A 22,039-nucleotide genomic window follows, 5' to 3' on the forward strand; every position below is an offset into this window, starting at 1 on the left:
ATTCTGAGGAGGCTGCCGTAAGGCATTCGACGAAGAATCTCAAAAACAATATTATTATTTAGATTCTTCCTCGCCTTCGGCGACTCAGAATGACAATTGATAAATGCCGAATAAAAAATAGTTAGCTTGATATAACACAAAAGTTATATTTTCAATGTGTTATTTGCTCATTTATATTATTTTTACTAGAGAAAAAAATATAATTACTTTTTCAGGTGAATAATATTAAAAAAGTATTGTTTATATTTTACTGCGTTGTCATAGTAAATTCAATTAATGCACAAAGTACTGGCATATTAAGAGGACTTGTTACTGATTCTACTAATTCAGAACCCCTGGCATTTGGTAATGTATTCATCAAAGAACTTGGAATTGGCACTTCAACAGATTCAAGAGGATATTTCATTATTCCTTCAATTCCTGCAGAAAAAAACTTTACCCTGATAATTTCTTATGTTGGTTTTCAAACCAAATCAATAGTAATTAATCTTGCTAAAAATAAAATTACGCATTACAATATTAAACTCGTTCCAGCAAGTGTTGAATTAAAAACAATAGAAAAAGTAGCCGAAAGAATAAATAAAGAAAACCAGCTAGATTTGAGTTTGCAAAGATTATTAAGTCGTGATATTGAATCTTTGCCTCAAGGAGTCGAATCGGATTTGTTTAGGTCGCTTCAGTATTTACCAGGGGTTCAATCTACCGGAGATATATCAGCTCGTTTTTATGTAAGAGGTGGTGCAAGCAACCAAAATTTAGTTTTGATAGATGGCATTACTTTATATAATCCATTTCATGCTCTTGGAATTTTCAGTGTAATAGACCCTGACATAATTAACAATGTGGAATTTTTTAAAGGTGGGTTTTCTTCTGAATTTGGTAATCGGCTTTCATCAATTATGAAAATAATTACTAAAGATGGGAATAAAAATAATTTTTCAGCTAAAGCTTCTGCAAGTTATCTCTCAGGGAAATTTATGATTGAAGGACCTATTCCTGATGGTTCTTTTTATTTTGCCGGAAGAAAAAGTTATTCAACTTTTATTCTTAAAAAATTTTTGAATGATAAAAATGTACCAGCAGATTTTTATGATTTTTCGTTCAAAACAAATTACTCAAATTCAGATTTTGTACCCGGTGCCAAATTTTCTTTTAATGGATTTTTCAGCGGTGATCGAGTTACTAATCAAAATCCTCTTCTTGAAGACTTTAAATGGTCAAATAATTTATTTGGTTTTAAGTGGTTTCAAATTAGTGATAGTCCTTTGTTCTTCGAATTAGGAGTCTATTTTAGCAATTTCAAAGGAGAAGTAATTCCAAAATTCAGTAATGTTTACCAGAGTGAAAATAAAATTGAAGATGCAACTCTTCAAATGGATTTTTCTTATGTATTCGACAGCAAAGATGAATTAGGAGTAGGATTTCATGTTAAACAAATTAAAACTAATCTGATTACCGAAAATCTTGGAGGAACAAAAAATAATTTTAATTCATCAGGTGCTAATATTGTTTTCTACAGCAAGTATAAATTATTAAGATGGAATTTTATTGGAATTGATGCTGGAACCAGAATTAATCTTTCTTCTCTATCAGGCAATGATAATTTAAAAACTTTTGAACCAAGATTTAGTTTCACTCTGAAACCATTTTCATTTATTGCATTGAAAGGTTCGATAGGACTATATCAACAAGAACTTATTACAATTACAGATGAAAATGAAGTAATAAATTTGTATGAACCATTGACAATATTGCCATCTTATTTAATTCCTCCTGCAGCAATTCATTATATTGGAGGAATAGATATATCATTTACAAACAATTTAAATCTTACAGCTGAAGGATATTTTAAGAAGATTAAAAACTTACCATTATTAAATGATAAAAAAGTTTTATTCAATGATCCTGATTTTATATCTGGGAATGGGGAATCATCTGGTCTGGAATTTTTATTAAAATATAAGAACGATTATTTCCAGTTTACCTCTTCTTATACATTTGCTTATGCTTATAAAGAAATTGATGGGGAATGGTATTATCCGAGATACGATGTTCGACATTCAGCAAGTTTTATTTTCGAATTTAATCCTGGCAAAGACTGGCTGATAAGTCTAACATGGTTATATAACTCTGGATTACCTTTTACTCAAATTCTTGGTTATTACGATAAATTATATCTCGATAATCTTTTTATCCCATGGTATCAATTAGATGCAAGACAACCCTACACAATAATTGGAATACAAAACCTTGGAAGATTACCTGATTATCATAGAATGGATTTATCTCTCTCTAAAAAATTTAGAATTAATTTCGTAAGCGCAATTCTTGATATAAATCTTATTAATGTATATAACAGAAAAAATATTTTTTACTTTAAAAGAGAAACTGGAGAGCGTGTTAATATGCTGCCATTTCTCCCAACTGCTTCAATTAAAATAGAGCTATAATGAGAGAAAAAATATTCATATTGCTTTGTTTAATTTTATTATCATGTGATGAGAATCTCAATCCATATGGAGAGTTCAAAGAAAAATATGTTTTAAATTGTGTGATTAGAGCAGATACTACTTTTCAAATAGCAATGTTAACCAGAAGTTACACTTCAAATAATTTTGACCCATATTCTGATACAACCGACCATTCAATTGATTGGGCATTAATTAGAGTATGGAATGGAAAAGATATTGTTGCAGTTTTTAAAGATTCATTAATTGAAAGACCAGAAGGAGATAAATATAAAACTCCCTACAAAGTATATTACACAAATAATTTCCGGCCATTGCCAAATTCAACTGTTGAGATTGAAGCTATTTTACCAAACGGGAAAAAATTAAAATCGAGTTCTATTGTTCCAGATGCAATTATGTTTAATAAAGAAAAATGTGATACTATAATTCCAGAAAAAAATAAAGATTATATAAAGATATCATGGAGCAGTAATCAGCAAAATCCTGTTTTTGTTACAAGACTTGCAATTTATTATTTCAAATATGATAAAGGAAAGAAAGTTCGAGGAATTGCAGATATCCCACTTAATTATGTTTTGTTTAATGGTGAATATCTTCCAAATTATCCAAAGCCTACAAGTGATTTTGTTTACTCAGTTAATTTAGATGTAATAAATAAGACAATGGAATTAATTTCAAAAGGGGACCACGATAAAAATAATTATCAAATTTTAAGCTGCATTGCAGAAGTTTTATCGCTGGATGAAAACCTAAGTTATTATTATAACTCTACTGCACGAGGAAGAGATTCATATTCTGTTAAACTTGATGAAACAGATTATTCAAATATTGAAGGAGGTTATGGAATCTTCGGAGTATATAATAAGAGTTATTGGGTTTTAAGATTTAAGCATGATTATATTCGTTCATTTGGATATATTCCAGGATTAACAGAATGAATACAAAAATTATAGCATCATTTCTACTGCTTATTTTAATTATGATACTAATTTCTTGTGAAAGAGAGGTTTTTAATAATGAACCAGAAGAAGTATTAAAAAAAAATGTAACTCTTTTTATTGACAGCAAACCATCAAATGCACAAATTTATTTAAATGATAGAAATACAGGTTTTAGAACACCTGCTTTTTTGAAATGGCTAGATGAAGGGTCAAATAAAATTACTCTCAAACTTGATTTATTCAAAGATACTATACTTTATAAATTTCTTACACCATTTAAACAAGAATCAATTTTTGTGAATTATTATTTGAACCCAGGTCATTATGGGAAAGTTTATTGCACATCATTCCCATCTGGTGCAAATATCTACTTGAACGATAGTCTTACATTTTTGACAACTTCTGTCATCTTAACAAAGTTATTCCCTGGTTATTACAAAATAAAATATACAAAAGAATTTCACAGGTCAGACAGTGGAACAGTACTAGTAAAAGGAAGTATTCAATCAATGTTTCATTTATCTCTTGAAGATACAAGTTTATGGGTAAGTTACAGAACGAATAATTCTAAAATTAGCTCAAATCTTTTAGCAAACATTGTAGTAGATGAAAACAATGTTGTATGGATAGGAACAAGAGACAAAGGACTTTGCAGATTTGATGGAAAAAACTGGAATATTTTTAATAAAACTAATTCTCAATTGCTAAATGACAATATAAATTATCTTGCTGTTGATAAGAACAATAAACTTTGGGTAGCAACTTCTGCAGGTTTACAAACTTATGATGGAAAAATTTGGGTCAATTACACAAATTATTTGCCAGGTAATTATGTTTCTTCTGTTACTTTTGATAATTCAAATAATGTTTGGATTGGAACAGATAATGGTCTTGTAAAATATGATGGAATAAATTGGGAAATTTATAACACAAAAAATTCTAAGATGCCTGGTAATTTTATTACAACGGTTGCAGTTGATATTTACAATCGACTCTGGATAGGTACAAATGTTTTTGGAATAGTAGTTTTTGATGGTCAAAACTGGAAAGTGTATAACATGAGTAATATGAATTTATCAAAGAATGTAGGAGATATAATCAAGGAGATTAAATGTGATAAGAGGGGTAATGTTTATGTTGCTCATTCGCAAAGTTTAATGGATAATGCAGCTGGAGGTATAACAAGATTTAATGGGAATCAATGGGAAGTATTAAAATTAAATGTTGTTCCTTCGGATTTAATTCTTACAATTTATATTGACAATGATGATATGATCTGGGTAGGGACTAGAAACGGCTTAACAAAATTTTATGATAATCCTGAAGGAGCATTATATTATAATACAATTAATTCAAAAATACCGGGAAGAGAAGTAGTTGGAGTTGCAGTAGATAAAAATGGTAATTTGTGGGTTGCTACATTTGGTGGTGGATTAGGAAAATTAAAAAAGCAATAAAATAAATAAGATGATAATTACTATATTGAATATAACTATTGAGAAGAAAAAAGTTCATTCAAAATTGATGGGACTACCGTGAAATTTTAGTTAATAAGCTTTTTTCAAAAATCTGCAGAATAAATTATTATAATATATAAACGCAAATAAATGATTATACATTTCTGTAGATTTTTTAATTTATTAAAAAAATATTTTTGAAAATGAAACCCGCATTTTTAATTCTATATCTTCTTTTAAGTCTTGATACTTTTTATGCACAATCAGCTGTCGAAATTGTAAAAAAAGCTCAAGATTTGCTTTATGCTAAGAGCAGTTATTCAGAAATGAAAATGACTATTATAAAACCTGAATGGCAAAGAAATCTTGGGATGAAAGTTTGGGCTTTAGAGCCGGATTATGCAATGATTTATATAACTGAACCTGCAAGGGACAAAGGAACAGTTACACTGAAAAGGAAAAATGAAATCTGGAATTGGCTGCCTACAATTCAAAGGATTATTAAAATTCCACCTTCAATGATGAACCAATCATGGATGGGTTCTGATTTTACAAATGATGATTTGGTGCGTTCCTCTTCTTATGAGAATGATTATACACACAAACTTCTTGGCGAAGAAAAAATTAATGATTATATCTGTTATAAAATTGAATCCATACCAAAACCGACTGCAGGAATTGTCTGGAGTAAAGTGATTTCTTACATTACTAAAAATTCTTATATGCAATTAAAATCAGAATTTTATGATGAAGAAAATAGATTAGTTAAAATTTTTATAGGAAGTGAAATTAAAAATATAGGTGGGAGAACATTGCCAACTCGCTGGGAAATGATTCCTCTCGATAAACCTAATAATAAAACTGTTATCGAATATTCGAAAATTGAATTTAATATTGAAATAAATCAGTCTTTCTTTTCGCAACAAAATATGACAAGAGTGCGGTAATGAAATTATTTGTTACACTCGCATGGAGAAATATCTGGCGAAATAAAAGACGGACAATTATATCAGCATTATCAATTTTCTTTTCTGTATTTCTTGCTTTAATAACCCGCTCAATGCAAAATGGTACTTATGATTATATGATTGATAGTGCAGTAAGAATGTATACAGGTTATCTTCAAATTCATTCAAAAGGTTATTGGGAAGAAAGAAGCCTTGAAAAAAGTTTTGTATACGACAAAAATATTTTTAATAATATTGAAAGTATAGAAAATGTTGAAATTGCAGTGCCGCGACTGGAAAATTTTTTGCTTGTATCTTCAAAAGAAGTAACAAAAGTAGCTAATGTAATTTGTATTGATCCCGCAAGGGAAAATTTAATGACGAAATTAAAAGAAAAATTAGTTAAAGGTGAATATCTTAACGAATATGATGAGGGAATTTTAATATCAGAAGGACTTGCAAGAATGCTTAATATTAATGTTGGCGATAGTGTTGTTCTTTATGGTCAGGGTATCTACGGAATGACAGCATCAGCATTATCCCCGGTTGTTGGTATTATAAAATTCAATTTGCCTGATATGAATAATTCTATAATATATCTTCCTCTTCGCTATGGACAGAATCTGTTTTCAATGGAAAATAAAGTTACATCTGCTTCGATAATGTTGAACAATCCGAAAAAATTAAACAATGTTTATAAAAACATTAAATCTCAGTTGACAGATGATTACGAAGTTATGAAATGGGATGAATTAATGCCCGAACTTGTTCAGGGAATTGAAATTGACAGTATAAGCGGAATGTTTATGCTTTTCATTCTTTATTTGATTATTGCATTTGGAATTTTTGGAACAATAATGATGATGACTGTAGAAAGAACAAAAGAATTCGGCATATTGATTTCAATTGGGATGAAAAAATCCATATTGATTTTAATTACAATTCTCGAGACTATTTTTATTTCTTTTATTGGAGCATTTACAGGTTTGTTAATTGCTGTGCCAGTAATTTTTTATCTCAATAAAAATCCAATTCAATTCGGTGGGGAATTAGCAGAAATGAGTTTAAAATTTGGAGTTGAACCAATTCTTCCTTTCAGTACTGATGCAGGAATTTTTTTAGCTCAAACTTTAGTGGTTTTAATTATTGCTTTTTTTAGTGCTCTTTATCCTCTCACTTACATAAAAAAACTTCAACCAGTAAAAGCAATACGGCAATGATTTTTCAACTTGCATGGAAAAATATCTGGCGAAATAAAAAACGAAGTCTAATTTTAATTTTATCCGCTCTTGCTGGAATTTGGGGAGGAATATTTGCTAATTCAATTTTCATTGGAATGTGGGAAACAACAATTGAATCAGCAATTAATCGTGAATTATCTCATATCCAAATTCATAATCCCGAATATCTTGAAGAAAAACTTATCAATCAAAACATTTCTGATATAAATAAAGTAAGAGAAATATTATCGCATACAAATTACATTAAGAATTTTTCTGAAAGAACAATTATAGATGGAATTGCACTTTCAACTGTTACTTCTGGTGGAGTTAAGATAATTGGAATTCAACCTGAAAAAGAAAAATTTATAACTTCGATTCATAATAAATTGATTACAGGAAGATATCTTAAACATAATCAAAATAATGAAATATTAATTGGGAGAAAATTAGCTGAAAGATTAAAGCTGAAAGTTGGTTCAAAATTAGTTCTGTCTTTTCAGGATGTGAATGGAAATCTTGTTGCTTCTGCATTCAGAGTAACTGGTATTTTCAGGACTGAATCTTCGATTTTTGATGAAAGAAATTGTTTTGTTAACTCAGATGAACTTTTTTCTTTAACAGGGAGAAAAGATTTAATTCATGAGATTGCAATTCGACTAAATGATATTAATGAAATAGAAGAAGCAAAAAATTTTTTGCAGTTGCATTTAACAAAATTAAAAGTTGACAGCTGGAAAGATTTAGCCCCTGAATACAGTTTAACACAAGAATTTCTTTATCTCGAACTTAATATTTTTATGGGAATCATTCTTTTTGCAATCTTATTTGGGATTTCCAATACAATGATGATGTCTGTATACGAAAGAATTCGAGAATTTGGAGTTTTACTTGCAATAGGTATGAAACGTATTAGATTATTTTCTTTGATAGTTATTGAATCTGTAATTCTTTTGTTCACCGGAGGAATAATTGGAACTTTATTAGGCTTTGTTTCGATACAGCTGCTTCAAAAAAATGGAGTTGATTTATCAATTTTTGGAGAAGGACTTGCTTCTTATGGAATTTCAGCTGTTCTTTATCCAGAACTACCGCTGGAAATGTATCTAAGTTTATTTTTAATGATGTTGATTACATCAATATTTGCGGCTTTATCACCAGCTATAAAAGCTGTTAAATTAAAACCAGCTGAAGCAATAAGGAGTTTTAATTAAAAATTTTTGATGGAGCATTTATGCCTTTAATTGAACTAATTAATTTGAACAAGATTTATGATGAGACAAATGTTCCTGTTCATGCACTGAAGAATATCAATTTGAAGATTGATAAAAATGAATTTACGGCTATTGTTGGTCCATCTGGTTCCGGAAAAACAACATTGCTAAATATGATAGGTGGACTTGATTTGCCTTCAAGTGGAAAAGTAGTCATTAATGGAAAAGATATATCAACTTTGAAAACAGATGAATTAATAAATTTTAGACTGCATAATATTGGTTTTGTATTTCAATCATTCAATTTGATACCTGTGCTGACTGCAAAAGAAAATGTAGAATTTGTAATGCTGCTTCAGGGAATTCCAAAGCATGAAAGAGAAATAAGAACAACTGAATTATTAAAAGCAGTAGGACTCGAAGATAAAATTAATTCAAGGCCATATGAACTATCTGGAGGTCAACAGCAGCGTGTTGCAGTAGCTCGAGCAATCGCATCGCATCCATCTTTTGTACTTGCCGATGAACCAACTGCAAATCTTGATTCCGAATCTGCTGAGAGTCTCTTAAATATGCTCGAAGAACTAAATAAAAATTTTGGTATAACTTTTATATTTGCAACACATGATAATAAAGTAATAAGAAAAGTTAAGAGAGTAATAACACTTGAAGATGGTAAAATTGTGTCTGACATTCTTCAGAATTGAATTTATTAGCTTCATAATGATTTTTAATATCAACCTTCTGGCTCAAAGTAACTATGAACTTGGAGGATATGCAAAATATTTATTTAGTTTATCTGAAGTAAAAGGAATTGATAAAAAATTAATAGATAATACTTTTCATTCCAGATTAAATTTTAAATGGTATCCTGTAGATAATTTTAATTTGTCATTAGGGATAAGAAATAGAATAGTAATCGGAGATTCACCAGAAATAATTCCAGAATATGAAAAAGTTTTTTCTTCTGATAATGGGATTATAAAACTAAATAAAATTATCTTCAGGAAGAGAAACTCAATTAATTATTTAGAAATTGATAGACTATGGACTGACTTTAATTTTGATAAGGTTCGATTGAGTTTAGGAAAACAAAGAATTGCATGGGGAACAAGCTGGGTCTGGAACATTACAGATATTTTTAATCCTCTCTCTGTATTAGATTTTGATTATGAAGAACATCAAGCTGTAGATGCTGTTCGATTTCAATATTTTTCATCTGAGCTCTCAAAGTTTGATTTAGCATTTCAATTAGAGAAAAAAATTAGTCATACGAAATTTGCATTGCAGTATTCTACAAATCTTAGTCAATATGATTTTTACTTTATGATTGGAAGTCATAAAAAAAGATTAATGCTTGGTACAGCTTGGGCTGGAGATATATTTGATGCCGGATTTAGAGGAGAAATTATGGTGCTTAATTCGCCATCAAGAAGTAATGTTTCAACTAATCTTTATTCGAAAGAAGAAAGAATTCAGCTAAGTGTTGTTTTATCAATAGATTATACTTTTGTAAACTCCCTCTACCTTCATTCAGAAATGCTCTACAATAATATTGGCAAAAAAGAAAATGCTGCTTTATTTCGAAATGATGCATTAGAACTCGGAATGCTTTCTGCAGGCAAATTAAATTTATTTTATCAGATTGGTTATAATATTACTCCATTATGCAGGGTTGATATAATCTCTCTACATAATGTGTATGATAATTCATTAGTTATGCTTTCAACACTAAGTTACAACTTGATGGATAATTTAGATTTTTCATTGATTGGTATTTATTTCAGTGGTGAAGATTTGGATGAGTATTCACCAAAATGTAAAATGATTTTTATAAGGTTGAAATTTTCTTTTTAATAAAACTAATAATTTTTTAACAATATATGATTAGATACAAAAATGCAGAATTAATTCTATACTATGATTTATTTATAAATATTTGATGAATAGAAAGGGCTTATAAAAAATTTTTGATTAGAGTATTATTGATTTTATCTTGAGCAATTGTTAATTTGCATAAAAAATAAAAGGGCATAAAAGTAGTAAGGGCTTATTAAATCCAGCATTTTATTCCTGATAAGTTAAGGGTTGAGAATATAGTACCGTTAAAATGGTATATATTTTAATCCGCTTGAGGGATAGTATTTTTCATGGATTATTAAAAAATATGTACTGTTTTAACGATTTTTTTTCTATAAATTTTATGCCATGTGACTGACGTGGCGGAGCTATATCTAAACTAATTTATTTTATATTGTTCTTTAAAACTTGTGAATTAATATTAGGAATGTTGGAATAATGAAATGGAGTGAAAATTAATTATGTGTATTAATTATAGAACACAGCTAAGTTTAATTAAAAATATTAATGACTCAACTGTATCACTCTTCTGACAGAAACTGTCTGAAAAATCAATTGAGATGCAAGATTTATCTGCTAATGAGTATTCTTGATATAATCTAATGAATTTTCAAAGAACAAGCTTTTAATATAGAACACAGATGACACAGATTATAACAGATTTACACAGATTAAAAATTGAAAAATTACTTTTTTGATAAATACATAATGTCAATATAAAAAAATAATTAAAGAGGGGAGTCTAAAATTACTTTTTAATATTAGACAACCCCTCGTCAATGCATTAACTCAACTCAGAATAAAATGTGCTTGAATAATTTACTAAAATATTTCTCTCATCATAAGTAAGCAATGCAGAGAAAATCTTTTTATTCTGATATGAGTTAAATTTAGTTTGTAGAGTTGTTGACAACATTATTTCAAAAGAAAGTGCTTCTGTTAAATTAACATTCAACATGTTGGATGATACGTTAACAAAGTCATAAGCAGGTACATCACCGTTAACCGGATTCGAAAAGTAGATTAAGGAACTAATTCTTGCATTCTTTTCAATATTAGTATCAATTAGCGATGCTTCAGTTAATGGATGTAAATTAATAATCAGTTTATCCTGCTCAACACTTACAGAATTTAGCCTTACTCCTACTTTTGAATCCGGCACAATTTTCAGATTATTATTAATCGAATCACCGTTAATAAAAGGATACACAACCGATATCAAATAATTATACACATTAATATTTGAATTCTTTGGTAAGGAATAAGACCAGATTTCACGTAAATGCGAATCAGAATAAATTATAGAGGAAATCTTAGTTGCCATCTTAAATTTAGAAATACGCATAAAATATTCATCAGTATTTGGAGGAGTATAGCTTACTGGCTTCTGGGCAATATAATTTTTCCCGTTGCGCTGTCTAAATACAGCATTACCAAATGTTCCTTTTATGTTACCAAAATGCTGTTTTTTTAATTCAGCCATTTTTACACTCCATTTTATTTTATTATAAAATTTAGTTTATTTTATTTATTTAATATTCTTACGAAAACATTGATTAAACAGGGGGTGGGCGGGCTTTAAGGTATATTTCATCATCGATTAAACTCGTCTCATCGATATGGAATAATCGAAGGATAAGCGAATTTGAGACGAGTTTATGCTAAATTATAACTAAATTAAACAAGATGTAAGTAACCGAAAAACGGTTGTCCAAAGAATTTACATAGATTAAAATAAACATATTAAAATCTAATAGTTTTTATTTCCTATATATTTAAACGATTTGAAATATTAAAATTGCCGTGTTAAAAAATATTTTTTTATAATATATAGTGTAAGAAAAACAAAAAACAATATTTTAGATTAAATTTTTAAAGAAATTACACCGTCATTCTGAATGGAACGAAGCGGAATGAAGAATCTCTAAAAACGAAAAATAGAGTCAGATTCTTCGTCGTCCACCTTTCGGTGGGATTCCTCAGAATGACAAGGGAAAAGAATTATGGGGGGCTCCTCAGAATGACAGAAAAAAGTATAATTGTCATTCTGAGTCGCCGAAGGCGAGGAAGAATCTCTTAAAAACAAGAGAATCAAGTCATACTGAGTCCGCTGCAGGCGGACGAAGTATCTTAACAAAAAAGAAGGTATAATAATTTAGTTTTTTAATTAATATAACTAATCCCCCGAGAAATACTTTGAGCTAAAAGTCCCTCTCTTTTTAAGAGAGGGATTTAGGGAGAGTTTTTTATAATGATTGAATTGAAAATAAAAAGTCATTCTGAATGAAGCGAAGCGAAATGAAGAATCTCTTAAATAAAAAGATTAGATTCTTCGTCGTCCACCTAACGGTGGGACTCCTCAGAATGACAAGGGAAAAGAATAACGGCGGACTCCTCAGAATGACAGAAAAAAGTAGAATTGTCATTCTGAGTCGCCGAAGGCGAGGAAGAATCTAAATAATAATATTGTTTTTGAGATTCTTCGTCATCCACCTTTGGCGGATTCCTCAGAATGACAGGAAAGAAATAACACTGTCATTCTGAATGAAGCGAAGCGGAATGAAGAATCTCTTAAAAAGAAATAACACTGTCATTCTGAATGAAGCGAAGCGGAATGAAGAATCTCTTAAAACGAAAAATAGAGTCAGATTCTTCGTCGCCCGCTTTCAGCGGTCTCCTCAGAATGACAAGGGAAAAGAATAACGGCGGACTCCTCAGAATGACAGAAAAAAGTATAATTGTCATTCTGACTCGCCAAAGGCGAGGAAGAATCTCTTAAAAACAAAAGAATTAAGTCATACTGAGTCCGTTGCAAGCAGAGGAAGTATCTCAACAAAAAAGAAGGTATAATAATTTAGTTTTTTAATTTAATATAACTAATCCCCCGAGAAATACTTTGAGCTAAAAGTCCCTCTCTTTTTAAGAGAGGGATTTAGGGAGAGTTTTTTATAATGATTGAATTGAAAATAAAAAGTCATTCTGAATGAAGCGAAGCGAAATGAAGAATCTCTTAAATAAAAAGATTAGATTCTTCGTCGTCCACCTAACGGTGGGACTCCTCAGAATGACAAGGGAAAAGAATAATGGCGGACTCCTCAGAACGACAGGGAAAGTGGTATTGTCATTCTGAGTCGCCGAAGGCGAGGAAGAATCTAAATAATAATATTGTTTTTGAGATTCTTCGTCGAATGCCTTACGGCAGCCTCCTCAGAATGACAGGGAGAAAATAATGGCGAATTCCTCAGATTGACAGGAAAAAAATAACATCGTCATTCTGAATGAAGCGAAGCGAAATGAAGAATCTCTTAAAAGCGAAAAATGGGATTAGATTCTTCGTCGTCCACCTAACGGTGGGACTCCTCAGAATGACAGGGAAAAAAATAATGGCGGTCAACTCAGACAGAATGACAAAATTATTACACGCAGATAAATGCAGATTATCGCACATATTCACAGATAAAATCAGCGCAAATCTTTGTGTTACTAGCTTACCTGCGATTAAAAAACGCAAAGGCACAAAGGACGAAAAGTAAAAATCTGTGAAAATCTTGTCTTATCAGTGTCATCAGTGTGCAAAAAATGGGTTAATGAACACAGATAACACAGATTAGACAGATGACCACAAAATAAAATCTATGAAAATCATATATCATCAGTGTTATCAGTGTGCAAAATTAAATTATGGCAATTTTGTTGTATTTAAGTCGTTTAAATAATATGAAAATTATAACCATTAAGAGGGTTTTAGTTGAGTTTAGAAGAGCAATTAAAAATTTATGAATTTATTAATATATTTATCAAAAACGATTTTAATAATGCAAGTTATTATTGCTATACTTGGAACGGAACAAATGGAATATATTTTAGAGAAAAGCGCCCAGAGGATTTTGTGTTACATATATTAGAACTAGTTATCGAGGGAAAAAGAAAAGTTTATCTTGAAAGTTATAATACATTTAAAAATTCTATCTATTATCATCTAAAGAATGAAATGCTGACTTATTTTAAATGCAGAAAGAAATTAGTTGAAGAAGAAAACCCTCATTATATCAATGTTGATGATTCTAAAATAGTCCCTTACGATGATGATATTAATTATGAAAATAATAATGATCCTCGGGAATCTGAAATACTAAATTATGTAGAAAATAATGAAATAAAAGAAAAATTATTGAATTTAATTGACCCTGAGAATGAACTTGAAGAATGGTTAGTATTGAATGCATATTTAGAAGGCAAGAAAAGAGAAGAAATAGCAGAAGATTTAGGGATTTCAGTTAATGAAGTAACGAACATCAAAAAGAGAATAATTAGAAAGTTAAAAAGAAGATTACAAACATCAAAAAGAAGGGCATAAAATGCTTATCAATAAGAATTTCGATTTATTAGAATATTTATTTATCAATAATTTTCTTTCAGAAGAAGAAGCCCGTCAGGCATTAATTGAGGAGGGGGTCAATATTGAAGAAATTGATTCCAAAGTACAGCAGTTTCTTCAAAAGCTAAATGCAAGAGAATCAATTATTAAAGGAAAATTAAAAAAGGCGGAGTTTGAAAAAAATCTTGAGGAATTCAAAATGTCCGATAAAATTTCAGAAAATGAAAATATAAGTTATAGTCTTGCAGCAAGAAAAGGGGAAGCAAATCAAAAAGATAATGGAGATGAAAAGCTTTTTGATTTCATAAAGAAAAAAGAAAGTGGGAAAAAATAATTATTATAAGTATTAATGTTAATTGGTATTTATAGTGAATATATTAAGAAAACTCAGACAAATTGTATAAAGGAATAATGTCATAAGAAAAATTAATGGTATTCAGAGATTATCATTTGATTTGTATAATAATAAAATATGAAACCTTCAGAAAATGCATACAGTATTATTAATAAATATTGTATAACCTCACCATCTGAATTAAATCTTATAGAAATATTATATGCAGAAAATTTGAAGTTGAAAGAAGAACCATTAAACAACTGTGAGGGCAAAATAATTTTTGATGAAGAAATGGGGATTATCACTCTAAACTCATGCATAGTTGATGAAAGACAAAGACGGTTTACATTAGCGCATGAAATGGGACATTTTTTTAATGAGCGTGAATCTTTTAGATTTTATAATAAATTTTTACGACAAAAGTATACATGCGGATTCGAGGAATTTTATGGTAAGAAAAGAAAATTTAACCGAGAAGCTGAAGCAAATGAATTTGCAGCTGAACTATTAATGTATAAGCCCTGGTATCAAGATTTTATTAGGAATAAGCCAATCAATTTTGAACTAATGAAAGAAGCAGCTGAGTATTTTAATGTATCGCTTACTGCTGCAGTATTAAGGTATGTTTTCATTGGACAATATCCGATAGCGTTAATTTTAAGCCGAGACGGAAAAGTTGTATGGTCAGCAGTTAATGAATATTTCCCTTATAAGTTTATACCTAAGGATTATAAAGTCAGTGAAAAATCAGGAGCTTATGAATATTTTTTAGGCAAAGAAGTGCTAACATGTGTGGATGTAGTTCCTGTTTATGCTTGGTTTTCAAGAGATTATAATTGTGTTAGTGATAAATATCTCTATGAACAAAATTTTGTGATGTATAATTACAAGTGTGTTTTAACGATGCTTTGGGAGTAGAGAGGGGAGAGTAATTGGTGGGTAGTGAATAGTGAACAGTGAGTAGTGAGTAGTTAGTAGTGAATAGTGAGTAGTGAGTAGTTAGTAGTGAATAGTGAGTAGTGAGTAGTTGAAAAATTGTTGAGTTGTATAAATTAATGAGTGGAATTTGAATAATCACAAAGACTTAATAGTTTGGCAAAAAAGTATTGAGCTTGTTACAAAAACTTATGAAGCCACTAATAATTTCCCTAAAGAAGAACTCTTTGGATTAACCAGTCAATTAAGGAGAGCAGCAATATCAGTTCCGTCAAATATATCAGAAGGATTTGCTCGGAAACATAACAAAGAATTAATTCAGTTTTTATATGTTTCGCTTGGTTCATCCGTTGAAATTGAAACACAATTATTAATTGCAAAAAATATAAACTATCTTAATGATGAAATTTATATATCATTAAACGAACATTTAAGTGAAATAAAAAAGATGCTAATCGGTCTTATCCACAAGCTTGAATCGAACAAAACTTAAAAAATCTACTAACTATTAACTTAACTGCTCACTACTCACTACTAACTATTCACTAGTAACTATCAGCTGGTAAATTTTCAAAAGTAGCTGTATATTAAATGAAAAAGATTATATTTTCGCATCATGCTCTAAATAAAATTCAAATTCTTCGTAACCATCAAGTATTTGTTGATGAAAATCTAATAACAAAAATAATTTCAAAACCAGATAGAATTGAAAGTGGCTATAAGAATCGGTTAGTTGCTCAGGGTATGCTAGATGATAAACATGTATTAAGATTTGTTTATGAAGAGTTCGAAGAAGAAATAAAAATAATTACAATGTATCCAGCCAGGAGGTCAAGATATGAAAAAGATTAAATATGATAAAGAAACTGACATCTTAATTATTGAATTTTCTGATAAACCTATTGAACATGCTGAGGAAGAAGGACCTATTATTATCCACTTTACAAAAGATGACGAACCTGTATTGTTGGAGATTCAAGGCGGAAAAGAATTTATATTAAATACGTTTAATAGTATAATTAATGAAAAAGAAGTCGTTTTTACTTAATTAATTTGATTTGTGGAAGGTGGAAGGTAGAGGGGGGAGGGTGTAGGGAATAGTGAGTAGTGAGTAGTGAGTAGTGAATAGTGAGTAGTGAATAGTTAGTAGTTAGTAGTTAGTAGTTAGTAGTTGAAAAAATTGTTGAGTTGTATAAAAAAATGAGTGGAATTTGAATAATCACAAAGACTTAATAGTTTGGCAAAAAAGTATTGAGCTTGTTACAAAAACTTATGAAGCCACTAATAATTTCCCTAAAGAAGAACACTTTGGATTAACCAGTCAATTAAGGAGAGCAGCAATATCAGTTCCATCAAATATATCAGAAGGATTTGCTCGGAAACATAACAAAGAATTAATTCAGTTTTTATATGTTTCGCTTGGTTCATCCGTTGAAATTGAAACACAATTATTAATTGCAAAAAATATAAACTATCTTAATGATGAAATTTATATATCATTAAACGAACATTTAAGTGAAATAAAAAAGATGCTAATCGGTCTAATCCACAAGCTTGAATCGAACAAAACTTAAAAAATCTACTAACTACTAACTATTAACTAAACATATATGAAAAAACTTTACCTCGCTGGTCACACTGGAATGGTTGGTTCTGCAATACTTCGGAAATTACAGCAAGAAGGTTATACAAATTTAGTTTTGAGAACCTCAAAAGAATTAGATCTTCGAAATCAAAAAGCTGTTAATGATTTTTTTGCAACTGAAAAGCCAGAGATTGTAATAGTTGCAGCAGCCAAAGTGGGAGGAATTCTTGCTAATAATACATACAGAGCAGAGTTTATATATGATAATTTAATGATAGAAGCAAATGTTATTCATGCATCTTATATTAATAATGTTGAAAAGTTAATTTTTTTAGGCAGTTCATGTATATATCCAAAGTTTGCACCCCAACCAATGAAAGAAGAGTATTTATTATCCGGATACTTAGAGTATACAAATGAACCTTATGCAATGGCAAAAATTGCTGGAATAAAATTATGTGAAAATTATTATAAGCAATATGGCTGCAATTTTTATTCTGTAATGCCGACAAATTTATATGGACCAAACGATAATTTTGATTTAGAAACATCACATGTATTGCCTGCATTAATTCGTAAATTTCATGAAGCGAAGGCTGGAAAGATTGAAGAATTAAGAAGTAAGAATGAAGAATTAAGAAATAAGAAGGAAGAATTAAGAATTAAGAATTCAGAAGTTCAGGAATATAACGAAGAACTAAGAACCAAGAACGAAGTTTACAATACAGTTACGGTTTGGGGTAGCGGTAAACCGAGACGGGAATTCTTATATGTAGATGATTTAGCTGATGCAATTTACTTTTTAATGAACAAAATTGAAGCTAAAGACATTTACGACCAGGGAATAACACATTTAAATATTGGAACTGGAGAAGATTTAACGATTGCCGAATTAGCGGAGTTAATAAAAAATATTATTGGTTTTGATGGTGAAATAGTATACGATACAACTAAACCTGATGGAACACCAAGAAAATTACTGGATGTTACAAGAATACATAATTTAGGATGGAAACATAAAACTTCGTTAGAAGAGGGAATAAGGAAAACTTATGAGTGGTTTGTGGGAGGGGCTGGGGATAGAGAATTAAGGGTGTAGAATTAAGAATTCAGAATTAAGAATTCAGAATTAAGAATTCAGAATTAAGAATTCAGAATTCAGAATATAGAATTAAAAAGAATTAAGAAGGATTATGCAATCAAAATCTTTTACTGATTTAATAGTTTGGCAAAAAGCCCACGAGTTCGTTTTAAATGTATATGAATTGACTAAGAATTACCCAAAATCTGAATTATACGGTTTGACCGCTCAATTTAGAAGAGCTGCTGTGTCAATTCCTGCTAATATTGCGGAAGGATTTGTTAAAAATGGAGTTGCTGATAAATTACGTTATTATAATATTGCTGAGGGTTCAATACATGAATGCAAATATTATTTAATTCTCTCAAAAGATTTAGGTTACATTGATAATCTAAAGTTTTTAGATTTGTTAGAAGAAATCTCAAAATTATTAGGTTCATATATGAAAACCATTAATCAATCAAGAAATTCTTTATAATTTTCTCTCAACTACTTAATTCTTACTACTTAATTCTTAATTCTCAATTCTTTATATTGAAATTTTAACATATTCGGAATAAATACATGTCAAAAAAAGTTGCATTAATTACCGGCATAACTGGACAAGATGGTAGTTACTTAACAGAAATACTCCTCGAAAAAGGTTATGAAGTTCATGGTGTTATTCGAAGGAGCAGTTCGTTTAATACTCAAAGAATTGATCATCTTTATAACAATCCAGAAATAATGAATAAAAAATTATTTCTTCATTATGGAGATGTTGTTGATTCAAGCAATATAAATAGGTTGCTCGAGAAAGTTGAACCTGATGAAATTTATAACTTAGCAGCCCAATCTCACGTTAAGGTTTCATTCGAGATACCAGATTATACAGCACAAGTGGATGCGCTTGGTACATTAAGATTTATTGATGCAATTAAAGAAGTAGGATTGGAAAGAAAAACAAAATTTTATCAGGCATCTACAAGTGAATTATATGGAAAGGCTGTAGAAGTTCCTCAGGACGAAAACACACCATTTTACCCTCGATCTCCCTATGCAATTGCAAAACTATATGCCTACTGGATAATTAAAAATTATAGAGAAGCTTACAACATATTTGCAGTTAATGGAATTTTATTCAATCACGAGTCACCTCGAAGGGGCGAAACATTTGTAACTCGTAAAATTACCAGAGCAGTTGCAAGAATTGTATTGGGATTGCAGGATAAATTAGTTCTTGGAAACTTGGATGCAAAGCGTGATTGGGGATATGCTCCAGAATATTGCGAAGGAATGTGGAGAATGCTACAATATAAAGAACCGGAAGATTTTGTATTAGCTACAGGTGAGACCCATTCGGTTCGTGAATTTTGTGAGTTAGCTTTTCGTGAAGTTGGTATTGAATTAGAATGGCAGGGAGAAAAAGAATACGAGCGTGGAATAGTTAAATCGTTCAACAAAGATAAACTTGAAAGTTTAATAAAGAATAGCGAGCAATTATCTGAATTAAATGATAATAAATTCAATATTAAAAATAAACCCAACACCACTAAATCTCTTAATTCTATCTCCTCCATTCTTAATTCTTACTCCTTAATTCTTAATTCTGAAATTATCTCCGTAAGCCCTACTTATTTTCGCCCTACAGAAGTCGATATTCTTATGGGAAATCCAACTAAAGCTGAAAATTTACTTGGATGGAGGGCAAAGACAAAATTTGAAGAACTGGTGAGTTTAATGGTAAAGGCTGATGTTAAGAAGGTGCTGGAAAAAGGATATTAGTAATAATGCCAAAAAAATATTAATTTTTTCTAACTAAAAATATTTAATAATTCTAAATGAAATTTTTAAGAAATTCCTTTTATAACACTATTTCATGGGTAATAAATATTGTACTTGGCATAATAACTGTCCCACTATTTTTAGATAAACTGGGTAATGAATTATATGGTGTATATATTTTAATAATTGGATTGGTTGGTTATTATAGTCTTGTAGATATGGGTTTAGGCCAAGCAATTATAAAATATGTAGCGGAATATAATGCAAAAGATGAAATAGAATCTATATTTTATTCAATTGCTTCATCCTTTATATTTAATATTATTACAGGGGCTTTTTCATCTATTATAATATTTATTTTATCTGAGCATATAGTAAATTTATTAAACATTTCTTTAATATATAGAACTGAAAGCCTTTTATCTATTAAAATAATTTCTATAGGATTTCTTTTTTCACTCTTATCATCAAATTTTGCTTCTATTTTTCAAGGATTACAGAATTACAAGATTACAAGCATGGTAAATACTTTAATCAATATTTTAATATATATAATCGCGATTTTGGGTTTATACTCTGGTAAAGGATTATTATTTGTTATAACAATTTATACTGCTTTAAATATAGTTTCCTTTTTTATTTACTTCACTATTTTTACTTATTATTATCCTAAGTGGTTGATAAATTTTAAGATTAAATGGAAATATATTAAAAATCTATTTTCGTTTTCAGTATATTTTTTCTTGTCAAAGATTTTGAATATTGTAAATGGGTATGTAATTCAATTCATTATTTCGACACTATTAAGTCCAGTAGCTGTAACATATTATGCAGTGCCTAGAAAATTTACAAATTCAGCCTCTGCTTTTTTAGGCAATTTGGTATCAGCACTAGTACCAAAAGTTAGTGAACTAAATAGTAAGAAAGATATAGTTAATTTAATAGATAAGTATTGGATAACAAATAAAACCATTTCATTAATATCTTTTCCTATATTTTTTGCCCTAATTGTTTTCTCAAAAGATATTTTGAAATTATGGGTAGGTGAAGAATTAGCAAATAAAACATACATTATTTTAATTGTTCTTTCATTGCAGACATATATAGGAGTTCTTACAATTGTACCAAATAATTATTTATTAGGATTAGGTAGAACTAAAGTTCAAAGTATTTTTTCAATAATTACATTATTATTTACACTATCAATAGTACCTTTATTTACAATTTGGAAGGGCGTAATTGGAACAGTATTTGGCTTATTAGTTTGTACATTCCCAGGAATAATATTAGTATTTTATTTTAATAAAAAAATATTAAATATTAATAATAAAAAATATTTGGTTGAAATATTCAAAGGAAATTATGTAGGAATAGCTTTAATATTTTTTATTTATTTTATTAAGAAATATTCATTTAATAAAGATGAAGAAATATTAATTATTAAAATTATTATTTCTACAATATTTTTAATTAGTTTTTATTTATTAAATAGAAAAGATATTAATTTCATTCAAAAATATATCTTAAATTTTAAATAATATATGTGATAATTTTAAAATGGTTAATAAATGTCCTTTATGTTTTAGTAGTAATCATACACTTTTGGGTACTATTAAGGCAAATTTTATTATTGAAAAATATGAAAAATTATTCGAAATAGATGTAAATAAATATTTTGATGTAAATGAAATATATAAATATCGTTGTAATAATTGTAGTTTAAAATATTATCATCCTTTGAATTTGATAGGTGATTCAGAATTTTATAGTAAGCTAGCAAAATTTGATTGGTATTATATGAAAGATAAGTATGAGTTTAATGAAGTTTTAAAATTTATTTAAAAAGGT

21 protein-coding genes are annotated in these 22,039 nt (G+C 29.2%); 20 read left to right on the forward strand and 1 reads right to left on the reverse strand.

The genetic code is table 11. The features are described from left to right. The first annotated feature begins 215 nt into the window (after positions 1 to 215). The 8 genes from VJY32_RS00005 (at position 216) to VJY32_RS00040 (ending at position 10,107) form a co-directional block, all read left to right on the forward strand. Positions 216 to 2,450 (forward strand): TonB-dependent receptor, encoded by a 2,235-nt coding sequence (locus VJY32_RS00005; RefSeq protein ID WP_353675817.1) that lies wholly within the window; start codon positions 216 to 218, stop codon positions 2,448 to 2,450. Continuing rightward, a complete protein-coding gene (locus VJY32_RS00010) occupies positions 2,450 to 3,409 on the forward strand; it encodes a DUF4249 family protein (RefSeq protein ID WP_353675818.1) in 960 nt (319 codons plus the stop codon). Before VJY32_RS00005 ends, VJY32_RS00010 begins: the two co-directional genes overlap by 1 nt. Next, positions 3,406 to 4,869, forward strand: coding sequence for a two-component regulator propeller domain-containing protein (locus tag VJY32_RS00015; protein ID WP_353675819.1), 1,464 nt, complete (start codon positions 3,406 to 3,408; stop codon positions 4,867 to 4,869). The genes VJY32_RS00010 and VJY32_RS00015 overlap by 4 nt, the downstream gene beginning before the upstream one ends. A gap of 203 nt (positions 4,870 to 5,072) precedes the next feature. Next, positions 5,073 to 5,816, forward strand: a complete 744-nt coding sequence (locus tag VJY32_RS00020; protein ID WP_353675820.1) for an outer membrane lipoprotein-sorting protein — start codon at positions 5,073 to 5,075, stop codon at positions 5,814 to 5,816. Next, positions 5,816 to 7,036, forward strand: a complete 1,221-nt coding sequence (locus VJY32_RS00025) for an ABC transporter permease (protein ID WP_353675821.1) — start codon at positions 5,816 to 5,818, stop codon at positions 7,034 to 7,036. Before VJY32_RS00020 ends, VJY32_RS00025 begins: the two co-directional genes overlap by 1 nt. After that, positions 7,033 to 8,250: an ABC transporter permease gene (locus tag VJY32_RS00030; RefSeq protein ID WP_353675822.1), complete on the forward strand. Its 1,218-nt coding sequence runs from the start codon at positions 7,033 to 7,035 to the stop codon at positions 8,248 to 8,250. The genes VJY32_RS00025 and VJY32_RS00030 overlap by 4 nt, the downstream gene beginning before the upstream one ends. A gap of 20 nt (positions 8,251 to 8,270) precedes the next feature. After that, complete coding sequence (locus tag VJY32_RS00035) at positions 8,271 to 8,957, forward strand: ABC transporter ATP-binding protein (protein ID WP_353675823.1); 687 nt, start codon at positions 8,271 to 8,273, stop codon at positions 8,955 to 8,957. A gap of 16 nt (positions 8,958 to 8,973) precedes the next feature. Then, positions 8,974 to 10,107: a hypothetical protein gene (locus VJY32_RS00040; RefSeq protein ID WP_353675824.1), complete on the forward strand. Its 1,134-nt coding sequence runs from the start codon at positions 8,974 to 8,976 to the stop codon at positions 10,105 to 10,107. Between the two features lie 787 nt (positions 10,108 to 10,894). On the opposite strand, the gene VJY32_RS00045 is transcribed toward VJY32_RS00040, so the two are convergent. Next, complete coding sequence (locus VJY32_RS00045; RefSeq protein WP_353675825.1) at positions 10,895 to 11,593, reverse strand: hypothetical protein; 699 nt, start codon at positions 11,591 to 11,593, stop codon at positions 10,895 to 10,897. Positions 11,594 to 13,858: 2,265 nt separating this feature from the next. Here VJY32_RS00045 and VJY32_RS00050 point away from each other — a divergent pair. From VJY32_RS00050 to VJY32_RS00105, 12 genes are all read left to right on the forward strand, one after another. After that, a complete protein-coding gene (locus VJY32_RS00050; RefSeq protein ID WP_353675826.1) occupies positions 13,859 to 14,467 on the forward strand; it encodes a sigma-70 family RNA polymerase sigma factor in 609 nt (202 codons plus the stop codon). Position 14,468: 1 nt separating this feature from the next. Continuing rightward, complete coding sequence (locus VJY32_RS00055) at positions 14,469 to 14,822, forward strand: hypothetical protein (protein WP_353675827.1); 354 nt, start codon at positions 14,469 to 14,471, stop codon at positions 14,820 to 14,822. A 138-nt stretch (positions 14,823 to 14,960) separates the two neighbouring features. Further along, on the forward strand, positions 14,961 to 15,743 hold the full coding sequence (locus VJY32_RS00060) for an ImmA/IrrE family metallo-endopeptidase (protein WP_353675828.1): 783 nt from the start codon (positions 14,961 to 14,963) through the stop codon (positions 15,741 to 15,743). Positions 15,744 to 15,891: 148 nt separating this feature from the next. Then, a complete protein-coding gene (locus VJY32_RS00065) occupies positions 15,892 to 16,254 on the forward strand; it encodes a four helix bundle protein (RefSeq protein WP_353675829.1) in 363 nt (120 codons plus the stop codon). 98 nt (positions 16,255 to 16,352) lie between these two features. Further along, positions 16,353 to 16,613, forward strand: a complete 261-nt coding sequence (locus VJY32_RS00070) for a DUF4258 domain-containing protein (protein ID WP_353675830.1) — start codon at positions 16,353 to 16,355, stop codon at positions 16,611 to 16,613. After that, positions 16,600 to 16,809: a DUF2283 domain-containing protein gene (locus VJY32_RS00075; RefSeq protein ID WP_353675831.1), complete on the forward strand. Its 210-nt coding sequence runs from the start codon at positions 16,600 to 16,602 to the stop codon at positions 16,807 to 16,809. The genes VJY32_RS00070 and VJY32_RS00075 overlap by 14 nt, the downstream gene beginning before the upstream one ends. Positions 16,810 to 16,972: 163 nt before the next feature. Then, complete coding sequence (locus tag VJY32_RS00080; protein ID WP_353675832.1) at positions 16,973 to 17,335, forward strand: four helix bundle protein; 363 nt, start codon at positions 16,973 to 16,975, stop codon at positions 17,333 to 17,335. A gap of 36 nt (positions 17,336 to 17,371) precedes the next feature. After that, positions 17,372 to 18,445: a GDP-L-fucose synthase family protein gene (locus VJY32_RS00085; protein WP_353675833.1), complete on the forward strand. Its 1,074-nt coding sequence runs from the start codon at positions 17,372 to 17,374 to the stop codon at positions 18,443 to 18,445. A gap of 94 nt (positions 18,446 to 18,539) precedes the next feature. Then, on the forward strand, positions 18,540 to 18,905 hold the full coding sequence (locus VJY32_RS00090; RefSeq protein ID WP_353675834.1) for a four helix bundle protein: 366 nt from the start codon (positions 18,540 to 18,542) through the stop codon (positions 18,903 to 18,905). A gap of 86 nt (positions 18,906 to 18,991) precedes the next feature. Further along, positions 18,992 to 20,191, forward strand: a complete 1,200-nt coding sequence (gene gmd / locus VJY32_RS00095; RefSeq protein ID WP_353675835.1) for a GDP-mannose 4,6-dehydratase — start codon at positions 18,992 to 18,994, stop codon at positions 20,189 to 20,191. 56 nt (positions 20,192 to 20,247) lie between these two features. Beyond that, positions 20,248 to 21,729, forward strand: a complete 1,482-nt coding sequence (locus VJY32_RS00100) for an oligosaccharide flippase family protein (protein ID WP_353675836.1) — start codon at positions 20,248 to 20,250, stop codon at positions 21,727 to 21,729. A 19-nt stretch (positions 21,730 to 21,748) separates the two neighbouring features. Beyond that, positions 21,749 to 22,033, forward strand: coding sequence for a hypothetical protein (locus VJY32_RS00105; RefSeq protein ID WP_353675837.1), 285 nt, complete (start codon positions 21,749 to 21,751; stop codon positions 22,031 to 22,033). Positions 22,034 to 22,039: the final 6 nt, after the last annotated feature.

The organism is Rosettibacter primus (assembly GCF_036860675.1).
Lineage (GTDB): Bacteria > Bacteroidota > Ignavibacteria > Ignavibacteriales > Melioribacteraceae > Rosettibacter > Rosettibacter primus.

Coding starts and splice junctions, on each gene's coding strand:
- VJY32_RS00040 (WP_353675824.1), top strand. CDS start 8,974: ATGATTTTTAATATCAACCTTCTGGCTCAAAGTAACTATGAACTTGGA.
- VJY32_RS00045 (WP_353675825.1), bottom strand. CDS start 11,593: ATGGCTGAATTAAAAAAACAGCATTTTGGTAACATAAAAGGAACATTT.
- VJY32_RS00070 (WP_353675830.1), top strand. CDS start 16,353: ATGAAAAAGATTATATTTTCGCATCATGCTCTAAATAAAATTCAAATT.
- VJY32_RS00090 (WP_353675834.1), top strand. CDS start 18,540: ATGCAATCAAAATCTTTTACTGATTTAATAGTTTGGCAAAAAGCCCAC.
- VJY32_RS00100 (WP_353675836.1), top strand. CDS start 20,248: ATGAAATTTTTAAGAAATTCCTTTTATAACACTATTTCATGGGTAATA.
- VJY32_RS00075 (WP_353675831.1), top strand. CDS start 16,600: ATGAAAAAGATTAAATATGATAAAGAAACTGACATCTTAATTATTGAA.
- VJY32_RS00010 (WP_353675818.1), top strand. CDS start 2,450: ATGAGAGAAAAAATATTCATATTGCTTTGTTTAATTTTATTATCATGT.
- VJY32_RS00025 (WP_353675821.1), top strand. CDS start 5,816: ATGAAATTATTTGTTACACTCGCATGGAGAAATATCTGGCGAAATAAA.
- VJY32_RS00085 (WP_353675833.1), top strand. CDS start 17,372: ATGAAAAAACTTTACCTCGCTGGTCACACTGGAATGGTTGGTTCTGCA.
- VJY32_RS00030 (WP_353675822.1), top strand. CDS start 7,033: ATGATTTTTCAACTTGCATGGAAAAATATCTGGCGAAATAAAAAACGA.
- VJY32_RS00055 (WP_353675827.1), top strand. CDS start 14,469: ATGCTTATCAATAAGAATTTCGATTTATTAGAATATTTATTTATCAAT.
- VJY32_RS00035 (WP_353675823.1), top strand. CDS start 8,271: ATGCCTTTAATTGAACTAATTAATTTGAACAAGATTTATGATGAGACA.
- VJY32_RS00105 (WP_353675837.1), top strand. CDS start 21,749: ATGGTTAATAAATGTCCTTTATGTTTTAGTAGTAATCATACACTTTTG.
- VJY32_RS00015 (WP_353675819.1), top strand. CDS start 3,406: ATGAATACAAAAATTATAGCATCATTTCTACTGCTTATTTTAATTATG.
- VJY32_RS00020 (WP_353675820.1), top strand. CDS start 5,073: ATGAAACCCGCATTTTTAATTCTATATCTTCTTTTAAGTCTTGATACT.
- VJY32_RS00060 (WP_353675828.1), top strand. CDS start 14,961: ATGAAACCTTCAGAAAATGCATACAGTATTATTAATAAATATTGTATA.
- gmd (WP_353675835.1), top strand. CDS start 18,992: ATGTCAAAAAAAGTTGCATTAATTACCGGCATAACTGGACAAGATGGT.